8 protein-coding genes and 1 pseudogene are annotated in these 12,284 nt (G+C 45.4%); 2 read left to right on the top strand and 7 right to left on the bottom strand.

The window, feature by feature from the left end; translation table 11 throughout:
* Together AAGC78_RS21275 and AAGC78_RS21270 are read right to left on the bottom strand one after the other, a co-directional pair.
* Positions 1-1,095: sigma-54-dependent transcriptional regulator (locus AAGC78_RS21275; RefSeq protein ID WP_435786121.1), on the bottom strand; the 1,095-nt coding region annotated here is incomplete at its 3' end.
* A gap of 10 nt (positions 1,096-1,105) precedes the next feature.
* On the bottom strand, positions 1,106-2,404 hold the full coding sequence (locus AAGC78_RS21270) for a sensor histidine kinase (protein ID WP_435786120.1): 1,299 nt from the start codon (positions 2,402-2,404) through the stop codon (positions 1,106-1,108).
* 452 nt (positions 2,405-2,856) lie between these two features.
* Between AAGC78_RS21270 and AAGC78_RS21265 the strand changes: the two genes are divergently transcribed.
* Together AAGC78_RS21265 and AAGC78_RS21260 are read left to right on the top strand one after the other, a co-directional pair.
* Positions 2,857-3,429: a TMEM165/GDT1 family protein gene (locus AAGC78_RS21265; protein ID WP_435786119.1), complete on the top strand. Its 573-nt coding sequence runs from the start codon at positions 2,857-2,859 to the stop codon at positions 3,427-3,429.
* Positions 3,430-3,683: 254 nt separating this feature from the next.
* Complete coding sequence (locus tag AAGC78_RS21260) at positions 3,684-4,853, top strand: helix-turn-helix domain-containing protein (protein ID WP_435786118.1); 1,170 nt, start codon at positions 3,684-3,686, stop codon at positions 4,851-4,853.
* 22 nt (positions 4,854-4,875) lie between these two features.
* On the opposite strand, the gene AAGC78_RS21255 is transcribed toward AAGC78_RS21260, so the two are convergent.
* The 5 genes and pseudogenes from AAGC78_RS21255 to AAGC78_RS21235 form a co-directional block, all read right to left on the bottom strand.
* Positions 4,876-6,471: a tetratricopeptide repeat-containing sulfotransferase family protein gene (locus tag AAGC78_RS21255; RefSeq protein ID WP_435786117.1), complete on the bottom strand. Its 1,596-nt coding sequence runs from the start codon at positions 6,469-6,471 to the stop codon at positions 4,876-4,878.
* 32 nt (positions 6,472-6,503) lie between these two features.
* A complete protein-coding gene (locus tag AAGC78_RS21250; RefSeq protein WP_435786116.1) occupies positions 6,504-7,517 on the bottom strand; it encodes a hypothetical protein in 1,014 nt (337 codons plus the stop codon).
* Positions 7,518-7,598: 81 nt separating this feature from the next.
* Positions 7,599-10,157 carry a family 20 glycosylhydrolase gene (locus tag AAGC78_RS21245; protein ID WP_435786115.1) on the bottom strand — a complete coding sequence of 853 codons (2,559 nt, stop codon included), beginning with the start codon at positions 10,155-10,157 and terminating at the stop codon, positions 7,599-7,601.
* Between the two features lie 63 nt (positions 10,158-10,220).
* Positions 10,221-11,825, bottom strand: coding sequence for a discoidin domain-containing protein (locus AAGC78_RS21240; protein ID WP_435786114.1), 1,605 nt, complete (start codon positions 11,823-11,825; stop codon positions 10,221-10,223).
* Between the two features lie 169 nt (positions 11,826-11,994).
* A pseudogene (locus AAGC78_RS21235) lies at positions 11,995-12,284 on the bottom strand (TonB-dependent receptor); the annotation flags it as partial.

Genomic DNA, 12,284 nt, shown 5'->3' with positions numbered 1-12,284 from the left:
CTGCATAATATTATCCAGCTCACGTACGTTGCCAGGCCAAGGATAAGCAAGCAGCATTTGCTGCGCCGATACAGACAAATTCACGCCACGACGATTTTGTTTGTGCGCATGTTTTTGCAGGATCTTTTCGGCCAGCGGAATAATATCTTCCATACGGTCGCGCAATGGTGCCCATTGCAGCGGCAACACGCTCAAACGGTAATACAAGTCTTCGCGGAATTTTCCAGCGACAACTTCGTTGCGCATATCACGGTTAGAGGTCGCAATCACACGCACATTCAATTTAATCGTTTTACGGCCGCCCAAACGCTCTACTTCACGCTCTTGCAATACGCGCAATAATTTCGCTTGTAGGCCGATATCCATTTCTGAAATTTCGTCGAGCAACAAAGTGCCACCATTAGCCTGTTCGAATTTACCCGGGCTGCTGGTGTGCGCACCGGTATACGCGCCCTTTTCGTGACCAAACAGCATTGCTTCCAGCATATTCTCAGGAATAGCCGCACAGTTAATGGCGATAAAAGGTTGGTTGCGACGCGGTGAGTGATCGTGAATATAACGCGCGAGCACTTCTTTACCAGTACCTGATTCACCCACTACAAGCACAGTGGAATCAGATTGTGCAACGCGCTGCGCCAATTGCAAAAGCTGTTTACTGGATGGCGCCATAGCGACTGGTTCATCGCCAGAAAATTGCGCCACACCTAAATGACGCGCAACAGTTTCCACCAATGTTTGCGGTGCAAAAGGCTTAACCAAATAATCAACCGCACCCTGCTTCATCGCATCAACAGATTCGCTAATGCTGGCATAAGCGGTAATCAACATCATTGGAATTTGCGGGTAATCCTGCTTCACATTCCGCAGCAAATCATGACCGGTCATGCCGCCCATATTCACGTCAGAAACAATCATGCGAATGTCGTTGAACAGCGCTAATTGCTTCAGCGCCTCTTCGCCACTATTCACGGGAATAACGGAATAATCTGCCAGTTGCAGCGTGTCTGTTAATGCCTCGCGGAGATTGTTGTCATCTTCAACAACCAGCACCTTGATCGCATTTTCAAATTCAGCTTGTTGCAATGCTAAAGCCATGATTATTCCCCTAGGATGTAAAAGTCGCGAAAGGTAAAAGCAAACTTGCACAAGTGCCCTTACCTACCGTTGATTGCAATAAAAATTTTCCGTGATGCGCGCGCGCAACTGCCTTCACCACGCTTAATCCCAAACCCGTCCCTTGAGCTTTGGTGGTGACAAACAAATCACCGACCGACGATAATAATTCCGCTGGCATACCCGGTCCTTTGTCGCACACGCGAATCCAAAGACGAGCTTCTTCAGAATTGAGTTTTGGATCGTTCAAGGCTTGCGGATAAGTATTAAATTCAATTCGCAGCACCGCCTTGCAGTCTACTGCTTGAATTGCGTTGTTTACTAAATTCAATAACGCGCCAATTAATGCATCGCGATTACATTGGATATATTGTTCGCGACAATTAATCACCCACTCGCAGCGCGATTCGCTGGTCATTAGCGGTACTTCCATCGCTTCGGCCAAATCTGCCTGCAATTGCGCAACGCTAATAACATCGTTCAGCGCCAGTTCGCCTTTTACATAAAACAACATGTCTTGTACTTGACGCTCGATATTATTCAAGCGCCCGAGAATTTTTTCGGAAAACTGTTGGCGACGCTCATCATCCAATTTGCCACTGCATAAATGACCGGCATACAACATGGCGGATGACAAAGGTGTGCGGATTTGATGTGCAAGTGCGCCCATCATTTTGCCCAGCGCAGATAAACGCTCGTGACGACTTAATTCACCTTGCAAACGACGGGTTTCGGTTTGGTCGGTCAGCAAAATAATTTGTCCGTCAGCGCCCAGGTTACGAGTCTGAATGCTGATGCGACGACCATCGCGCAATGAAACTTCATGACCATCATCCTGACGCGGCGCAAAACTACGCGCGATCACATCGCGCCATAATTCACCTTGCAAAGGCTCACCTAATAAATCGGTTGCTGCAGGGTTGGACTCAGACACACGACCCGATGAATCCAGCACCACCACACCACCGGGTAAAAAATTCAGCAGACTTTCGAGGCGGTTAGCCAGCTTCTCTTTTTCCGCCAACTCTTCCAGACGGCGGTCGCTAAGCGTGGAAAGCTCTTCATTTAATTCAGCGACACGGTTTTCCAGCAGATGATAGGAATCAGCCAGCTGCTCGGACATCTGGTTAAACAACTCAAATGCATTGCGCAGATCCTGGCCTTTTTCGGTGATGCCCTTATCAACACTCAGCGGTGCAACTGAGGACTCGCCCGAGTTGGCAGCCAAAAGTCCAGCACGCGCTTTGGAAGCGCTGGTGACCTTGATTACATTGGAAACTGCTTGCGTCATAAAAACCCCGTCTCAACAACCACTTTCCATTCCCAATCCCTAAGCGTCAATAAAACAGCGCGGATTAATCATAAAAAGTGAACTTACAGGGACAATTGCAAGCTGAATGCCAATATATTTATTCCTTTAAATTCATGCAGTTAGAGCCAATCAAAGAATATCCAAGTCAAACAATTGGCTGATCGAATGATTTCAACTTGTCGCATTTTTCCCGCTTCCCTATAATGCGCGTACCCTCTCGGGGGAGTAATCTGCTCCAGCAAATCGATGCCCGCATCCTTATCGCTGAGCGCTTTTGTCAACATACTTGCAGCATCCACGGAGATGGGCATGGCAAAAGCGTCCTCTGTCGTACTTTGTACACACTGGATTGATGAGACCTGAGATACCACTGTGGCCCCGGCGGGACTGCGGTTGTATCTCTTGTTTTTTCGTCCCGCCTGGTTATAACAATGGAAGCTTTCCTTAGCTCAACACTCGCCGTAGCCGTTGCAGAAATTGGTGATAAAACCCAACTACTTGCTTTGTTTCTCGCCGCTCGTTATGGGCGCCCCTACCTCATTAGTCTCGGGGTTTTAATTGCCACACTCGTAAACCACGGCCTATCCGCATGGCTCGGTGCGATTTTGGCTGACGTAATTCCGCCAGACTGGGTGCGCTGGATCGTCAGCGGTAGCTTTTTCGCGATTGGACTCTGGCTACTCATTCCGGATAAAGACGATGAAGACATGGGGCGCTTTGCCCAATACGGCCCGTTCGTGGCAACGCTGGTGTTATTTTTTCTGGCCGAGATAGGCGATAAAACACAAATTGCCACTGTCATTCTTGCAGCAAAATTCAGCGCCGATGCCTGGATGACACTAGCCGTAATCGCGGGGACAACATTCGGAATGTTACTTGCCAACGTGCCCGTTATTTTTGCGGGCAAATGGCTAATGCATAAACTGCCGCTTGGTTTCGCGCATAAAGCAGCGTGCGGATTATTTATTCTGATGGGCGTGGTAACGCTTATCGGTTTGGATTAGCACCAGATTAATGCAATCGTGTCGCGCAGTTTTGGAGCAGCTATACTAAGCTGCACCAAAACGACGATAACTAATAACGCACCGGTTCTGCCTGCAGCATTTTTTCATTTAATCCCGAGCATTGGGGATATCTTTATCCCCATTTTTCGTTGTTCCTCATGTACTATGCAACGACGGATTATGTGACAAAGTGCCCTGCAAAAAAGTACCTGTGATAATCCAGAGTTTCGGATAACGCACCAGGTTAGTGATTAATGCTTACACCCATTTTTAACATCAACGATATCATTCTTATTTTATCTATAGGGCTGAGTTTAATCCTCGCACTATTCCAACCTATCCTGCCTGCGAAGAAAAAACATACCAAAATACTATTAGCTGGATTTTTTTTCAGCCTCGCCATTTCCGATATCGGCGTTATGTTGATCTGGAATGAATATATCCCGCAGACTGATTTCAGCACCGGGCTTGTGCCTTATTTTTATTGCGGTGCAATGTTATTAAAAGCACCACTGCTGCTTTTATATGTGCGCAGTATTACAGAAGAGAATTTTCAGTTAAAACGCATCCATCTTTTGCATCTCATTCCAACTGTGATTGCAGTAATGGTGATTGGCAGTTTTGGCATAGATACCAATCAGATGAAGCTCGACACTTTCGGTATTGATGCGCTGCTGTATTCGGTTATTGATAATCTCTGGTACTCCCTTAAAGCCATTCCATTGGCTTATTTTATTGCCGCTATTGTTACCGTACGACGCTACCAAAAGATGCTTCACCAACAGCACTCGGAAGTCAATGAAACTGCACTATGGTGGTTATATTACTTAACGCTGGGATTTGTATTGGCGGGTGCCTGGACGTCGCTATTAAGCATTCTCGGTTATTTTTATCGCCTACCCTTTGGCGTCACCGATAACTATATTAATTTTATTTTGCTGATCTCCCTGTTTTATTACAGCATTTCTCATGCACAAAACCTGACTACCACCAAAGAAGAAGAAGAGTTTGAAGATCCCAAAGAGGAATCCTCAGCACCTGTTGATACCAAGCCGCTGGATTCTACTATCAGCAAAATTATGGACGGGATTGTCAATCAGAAGCTTTTTCTCAACCAAAGCCTGAACGTAGAGCAATTCTCAGCAAAGATTGGCGTTCCCTATCGCGATGTTTCCTTTGCCATTAATAAAGCTTTCGGCACTAACTTCTTTGAGTTTATTAATTCGTACCGGATTGAAGAATCCAAGCGCTATCTTTCCGATGAAAAATACAAAGACATGACCATCATGGATATTTTGTTAGAGTCGGGATTCAACAGCAAATCGGCATTCCAACGTTTCTTTAAACGTTTAACCGGAATATCACCCACCGAATTTCGCCGCGAGGCTCTGCGCAAACACTTCTCGGTAGAACGGCCGCAATAGCGGCCAAGACGGAATAAAAGTCTTACTCGGAAATAGCAATACCCGCTTGCGCGAGAATTGTTTTGACAGGTTCAAGATAAGCAGAGTAATGCCTCCACTGCCCGATACTGGAAGTAGATATGGGTTTTCTGACTTGCACAGCACTGGCAGTAGCGACCGGTTTATCATTCTTCTCTACATGCAGACATGCTTCATCCCAATCCAACTCACAAAATTGCAGTAGTTTCCTTATCTCGACATCAGGATTAGTAGCAAGCACTTCATAATTGACGAGATGAAAATTACTCGCGTACTTTTCCTGCAGCAAATTGACCAAGCGCCTGAATTCGACGTAATAACGCGCTGCGTTTTCCAGATCAAGCGAGTAACCAAAAGTCGAATCCTGAAAGCTGAACAACTGGCGATAATTACTGGCGATTGTATCCAACGGATTTCGATCCAAACACACTATCTTTGCTTTTGTTAGTGCTTGGGCAATCAACCCCGCATACAAAATGTTAAGCGGCAGCTTATCAACAAGGAACTTTTTATCACCGGTTAAATAATCCGTCGTATTGATGTAATCCTCACCCAATTTCGACAGATCAATAGCGGGAAAGATATCAACAAATGCTGAGTCGATAAACTCGCGACTTGTCGATTTAATTTGACGTTTTAAGGCAATGGAAAAATTATGCAGCTCACCGCCAGAAGCGACTTGATGGTGATTGGTGAGTATTCGCTCAACTAATGTAGTCCCGGTGCGCGGCATGCCCACGACAAAAATAGCGCGTTCATTATCGAAACCTGTTCTATCACTCACAGATTCATCAGCGTAATACTGCTGCAGCTGGGAAAATATTTTTGCGTCACGCTCGAATTGATAGCCGAGTTGACTACTTTTTTGTCGCTTGGCTTTGGCAAGCACAGCGATTGAATCATCGTATTGCTTTAGCGCCTCTAACTCTTTCGATAAAGCATGTGCAACGGCTAAAAGATCATCTGATGATGAGGCGACATCTAACAACTCGCGCAAACGATCAACGTGATTAGACTCTTGAGTGATTCCACCCAAACTGGTCAGCGCCGCATGCGCTTTAAAGTAATCCGGCTTTAACGCAATCGCGCGTTCGTAAGCCGCTCGCGCTCCCGTGAAATCCCCGCAGAACTTTAATGATGATGCCAGATTAAAAAATACACCGTGGTTTCGCTGGTCAAGTGCGATGGACTTTTCAAACGCGTCTGCTGCTTGTTGATACATACAAAGGCGATTGTAAGTACCGCCCATTACATCGAAAGATTCAGCGGTGTGATTTGACATCAGCTCGGCATGGGAAAGAAGATTAACCGACTCAACACTATTGCCCGCCAAAATGTGTGCTCGCGCCAGATAAACGGTAAATACCGGATTATCTGGCTCAAGTTGATTTGCCTTTGTCAGCATTTCAACCTCTTTAATATAACTTTTAAAATCGTAGGCAATACGGCTCAACAGAAAATAGAAGCCAGCACACTCAGGATACTGGTTAACAGCCTTGGTCAAAATCCCATAGGCTTCCTGATAATTGCCTCTGATAAGCGCAACTCTTGCGGAATCCTGTATTAGTTCCTGTTCATGCTGGCTTGCTATCGCGGTCATACTTTTGCATTGCCCAAAGGGTCGATTAGAAATTATTTGGCACAGCCGGTTCCGCTGGTACCCACATCCAGAAACTTATCATAAACGAACCAGGTTGAACCTACGACCTCTATATTTGCTTTCCAGGGTTTATCAAGTGCATCGTACTGAGCTTTCCATGATGTGTAAGCTTGCTGATGCGGGTTTTTCTCTAACCAACAGCCCATAAACGGTAAATCATTGGTATTTTTTGGCCCTTCATTGGAAAAAATAGGCGCGATTCTTACCTTACGACTTGCGGCAGACAACCACTCAAGACGCTCAAGGCCGAAATTGATAATAGTGTTATCTGTTTGCATATAGTAATGAACCAGAATCCGATCGGTCACGTTAGCCAAGGTTACCGCTTCCGTTGCATCGATCCAACCGATGTAAATTTCTGTCATTAACTGGTTTGCTGCAGCAACAGTGTTAAAACGCTCCAACATTGAAATGGTTTTGGCGAACTCTGTTTTCCGATCCGCTCTATTCCAGAATTCATATTCAACATTCAATACATTAATACGTTCAGATTCAGGACGCCCCTTGTTGTAAGCAACAACGGTGTCAGCCTCGCTGGCATCGCCCAAGGCCGCACCGATTTGTTTAACGCCTGCCGTTGATTTAGCACGATTAGCAAGCGATGCAAACTGCTGCGCTTTCACTGATGTTGGATTAAGGCCTTCCAATTCGTAAAAAATCAAATAAGTGAAGCCGCCGTCGCGAACAAATTTCAAGAATTGCTCTTCACGCTGGGCATTACCTAACAGTTGGTCTGCGCGCCCCATATGGAGCGACACATATAGGCCATAAATATTTTCAGCAGCAATATCAGGTTGGCTTGAAGCTGACGACGCTATTGAAGAACCGGTAGATGAAACAACTGACGAAGCAGCTACCGAGCTGGGTGCGACGCTGGATGAATTAGCGGACACATAACTACTGCTATTATTTTTGACCGCTGCTGAGCCACCACCACATGCAGCTAATGTTAAAAATGCACTGAATACAAATAATTTGCGAAACATTTTTTATAACCCTGTCATATAACCTGGATTTAAAGCGGCCGTTTAAACAAACGACCGACGAAAGAGTGGATATAAAAACCCTTATTCAATCGCAGCAATATCGCTAACGACCGACGCAACACGACTACGCAAAAGCACTGGTGAGCTACCAACATCCACTTCAGATTGATAGACAATCCAGGATTTTCCACCATTAGTGCTGTATTCAATTGCAAGTTCTGGCAAAGAACTATTAGCGAGGAGCTTGCCATTAGCTTTTACACCACCGGGTGGCGGCAAATAAAATTTAGCTCCAGCTTGTTCGAGCTTGGGCAATTCTTTTTTAACCAGCGTTGAGGAAAAATCTCTCCAGTCCGATGCACGCTTTTGCAAATTCGGGCTATCGCCTTCCCAACCAGCTTTAAACCACGCACGCTCAGCGAGAACCATTACGCGCGGAAAAATCATGGTCTGAAGCTGCTCTTGGGTTCTGATTGTTTCAGTCCACACCTGACCTTGCATACCAAGAACATGTTCAGGTTTTTTAAGGGGAGGCAGGATGCGGCCAACCAAACCATTGAGGTTGGTAATGTCAGCACCGATAAAGGTTTTATCTGCATTCGCATAGAGGTTATCCGGCATGAATCCGAATACTTTTGGCAGATCGGAATAACGTGTTGCCCAGTGGTAACCACGCTCTTTCGCACTGGCTTCATGTGGATGATCAAAATACAAATGGGTAGCACCAGAAATAACAACGTCGTAGCCATTATTAGCTAAACGATGTGCACGATCGGCCACACCCGCTTCCCAAATGTTATCCCACGCATTTGCAATCACGCGCTTATTCTGTAACTGCTCGCGGTTAAAAGTATTGTTCGGGTCATACATCAAACCGTCTTCCCAGCCCATAATATCCAGGCCACGCTTGCTGGTAATCTCAGAAATGCGTTGCACAAAATAGGGTTTGAGATCAGCAACACCCGTCACGCCACGATCATTACTGGCAAACAAACGATCACACGCCGGTGATGCAGTCCATGAACCTACACCAACCTCATCGCCGCCCATATGAAACACTTCCAGCTTTTGCCCGGCTTTGCGGAACATTTGCTGCAGTTCGTAGGTTACTTTCTCGATGAATGCATAGGTGGACGGCAAGCACACATTGACAGAGTTATCGGAATAACTTTGCACGGTAAGGTATTGGGATTTATCTTGCGGATCACTCAACAAATATTGTTCTGCAGCATCTTTCTTGCCTTGAGCCATCAGTTTTTTGTAACGAGCTTCCATAGACTTAATTGCTGCACGAGAATGCCCCGGCATATCAATTTCAGGAATAACTTCGATGTGGCGCTGTGCAGCAAATTTAACTATTTCGGTAAAATCTGCAGCAGTTAAGTAACCATTACCAACTGCTGTTTTATTTGGACCGTTGCCTAATTGCGGCATTAAGCATTTGGTTTCAGATGGATCAAAGCAACGAAACGCGCCTACTTCAGTTAATTCTGGCAGACCGGGGATTTCAATTCGCCAACCCTCATCCTCTGTCAGGTGGAAATGAAATTTATTTAGCTTGTAACGTCCCATCTGTTCAACCAGAGCGAGCACAGCCTCTTTTCCGTGGAAATTGCGCGCCACATCGTAATGCATACCTCGCCAGCTCGCGCGCGGTTCATCAAACACGCGCAATGCTGTAACAGATTGGGTAACTGACTTCTCAGCAGGTAGCAAACTCAGGAAACTTTGCACTCCATAAAAAACCCCGGTCGGTGTACCTGCGGAAATCACTACTTTTTCGCTAGTGATATTTAACTCGTAGGCTTCAGGAATGGTTATCTTTTTATCAATGATCAGCTCAATCAGTTGTTTTTTGGAGCTGCTATTGGCAACACTTTTCTCCAACACCAAACCAGATTCACGCAAACGCTGCTGCAAATAACTGGACTCAAATGCGAGCCCACCCACCTCAACAATTGCCCAGCGATTATCGAGCTGCGCACTGCCCTTGCTGTAGGTAACATTCTTTGGTGTAGGAACGATTTTTATCTGATCACTGGATAACTCAAGTTGATTGATAGCAACATTGGTTTGATAACGACTACTCGTTGTCACTACCGGATAAAGATCACGGGGAATATCAAACCGAGAATATTGTTCCGGCTTAACAAATGGATCAACAAACTTTTCCAGATCTTCGGTATCGGTGTTTGCAAAAACAGCTGATTCACCAGCAGCATTGGCGATAAAAGCACGCGGCATAAAATCGCTGTAGCTTACGATATGGCCGCGTGCAGTGTATGGAAACTGTAATGAACTCCCAGCAGCCAAACCCGGGAATTTATCGGTAGGTGCAATTTCGTAAAGGTCGCCTTGCAGGCGTTTAAACGTTAGCTCGGTAGATGCTGTCGATAACACGCGCTTGACCGAATGGATATAAATTTTCCAATTGGATTTTCCTTTCGGCAACGCAACGGAAGAGTTGTTATTAACAGTAACCAATGCATTAAAAGCGCCTTCTTGACCGAAGTTGCTCACAACACCGAAACGCAGTTCCGCCGCATTACCAAAATTTTTCAGATCACCGGACGAGAGATCTGCGAATACAGGGCTGGCAGACAACGCCAACCCAATGCACAACATAGTTTTTTTCAACATTCTTCTTTTACCTCTACAACAGCTCCAGATGGAGCAAAAAAGCGGAATTTATTAAACAAGGAATTAATAGATTTCAAACTCGTACAACGAGAATCCCCACTGCGGCAAAGCTTTAGCTGTGCCGTTAATTCTCACGTAGCGAGCGGATGTGTTTAAGCCGGTGCTGTCATTCACAAGACTGGTATTGCCTGTATATGAGCGCAGCGTCGTCCAAGTGCTGCCATTATTGGAAGTCAGTATTTGATAATCGGTGGCGTAAGCCGGGTCCCAGGTCAATTTCACACGGGAAATTGCAGCGACTGATCCAAGATCAACTTGAATCCATTGCGAACCTGAATATGCACTTGCCCAACGTGTTGTGGTGGTATTGCCATCAACCACTTTTGCTGGTTCATAGCCCGCCGCAATAAAAGATGAAGCAGTCACTGACTTTCCTAACGCAAGATTTGTAGTGCCACTGCAACTGCTAGCCGACGTTAAAGTCGCAGCCGTTGACGTGAAACTGGTTGGATTGGCTGTGTCATAACTAATTACCCGTGCGGCGTAATTTGCATAGTCCTGAGCTGTAATATTGGAAATGACCAATGATGCGGTGTTAGCGCCAGCTATATTCCCGCCATTCACCAAGCACTTTCCATTCTTAAGCCAGCAATAAGTTTTATTTGTTGCAGAGCTTGCAACAGTGAAAGCTTTTGTCTGGCCTACGCATGCTGTTTGATTAACAGGATTACTGGTGATGTGATTGGGTTTTGAAGCGTAGATTGCGGGAAAGTGATTGTAGAGAAACCAGTTGGAACCAATCACTTCAATATTATTTTTCCAATTCGCGGTAATTGCGTTATAGCCTGCCAGCCAGGTTTTATAGGCTTTATCGTTGGGATTCGTCGCCAACCAATTGCCCATAAAATAGGTTTCAGCATCATCGGTTGTCGATGGACCTTCATTGGAAAAAATGGGGATTACTTTGACTTTGCGGCTCGCACCTGCAAGATATTGCAGGCGCTCTATTCCATAATTAATTATCTCAACATCTGTCTGGCGATAATAATGAACCAGCACACGATCAACCGCATCACCAAGGCGAACACCTTCGGTTGCGGTAATCCAACCAATGTAAATCTCAGTCGTTAAATTATTGGCGAGAGCAACAGATTTAAAATAGTTAAGGATATTAATCGTTGTATCAAATTCGCCTGCACGATTGGTGGTAGAACGCCAAAATTCACGTTCAACATTCAACACATCAATTCTTTCGTTAGCTGCATGGCTATTGTTGTAAGCAACAATATTGTCGGCGAATTGCGATTCAGCCAAGGCAGCACCAACTTGCTGTACACCGTATTGGATTTTAGCGCGCGAGATGAGTGATGCCAATTGGGCGGCGCGAGTAGAATTAGCAACCAACCCTTGTAGATCATACATAATGAGATAGTTAATCCCATTATCGCGCGCGAACTTCAACATCGCATTTTCGGCTGTAGTATTGCCTAGCACACCGGCAATGCGACTGGTTGAATCCAATTTCACATACATTGCATTGATCTGCGTACAACTGCCGCCTACAAACGCATTACAAGTTTGCTGGGCATTTGCGGAATTGCTGAGAAAAAAGGCTGCAACAACTAGAAAATATATCTTTATCAAAGGAGTAGCGAATAAGTTTTTCATATAACACCTTTAGCGGATAAGTAAATTTATTGTGTGAATTGTCTTTATCTAGAGCAAAGATGTGGTCCGTTACGTATCAAATCCTGTTCAATACAAATTTCGGGCAAAAGGGTAAAAAGGCCCGGCCGAAGCCGGGCAAACGGGAGTTCACGACGAGTGAAAAGTAAAACTAAAGCTTGGCGCGGATACCAAAGGTGTAGAGCGCACCGGTATCTTCAAAACCGATAAACTGGTTTTTGTAACGACCATATTTGTTGACGGTCTCACCGGTAACGTTGCTACCTTCTAAAAACAAAGTAACTTTATCAGTCACGTCATAACTTGCACTGACATCGAATGAACCGTAGTCGTCATAGTGAACAGGCTCGCTGCTTGGACCAACTGATGGACGACCCAGGAATGCTGTCCGGTAGTTATAGGCCACACGTAATTGCAGGCCATCTTTATCATAGAAAACGG

The sequence above is a fragment of the Cellvibrio sp. genome (assembly GCF_039207905.1).
Lineage (GTDB): Bacteria > Pseudomonadota > Gammaproteobacteria > Pseudomonadales > Cellvibrionaceae > Cellvibrio.
Note: the sequence above shows the minus strand (reverse complement) of the source record. Positions and strands in the feature narration are given on the sequence as shown.

Coding starts and splice junctions, on each gene's coding strand:
- AAGC78_RS21270 (WP_435786120.1), bottom strand. CDS start 2,404: ATGACGCAAGCAGTTTCCAATGTAATCAAGGTCACCAGCGCTTCCAAA.
- AAGC78_RS21265 (WP_435786119.1), top strand. CDS start 2,857: ATGGAAGCTTTCCTTAGCTCAACACTCGCCGTAGCCGTTGCAGAAATT.
- AAGC78_RS21260 (WP_435786118.1), top strand. CDS start 3,684: ATGCTTACACCCATTTTTAACATCAACGATATCATTCTTATTTTATCT.
- AAGC78_RS21255 (WP_435786117.1), bottom strand. CDS start 6,471: ATGACCGCGATAGCAAGCCAGCATGAACAGGAACTAATACAGGATTCC.
- AAGC78_RS21250 (WP_435786116.1), bottom strand. CDS start 7,517: ATGTTTCGCAAATTATTTGTATTCAGTGCATTTTTAACATTAGCTGCA.
- AAGC78_RS21245 (WP_435786115.1), bottom strand. CDS start 10,157: ATGTTGAAAAAAACTATGTTGTGCATTGGGTTGGCGTTGTCTGCCAGC.
- AAGC78_RS21240 (WP_435786114.1), bottom strand. CDS start 11,825: ATGAAAAACTTATTCGCTACTCCTTTGATAAAGATATATTTTCTAGTT.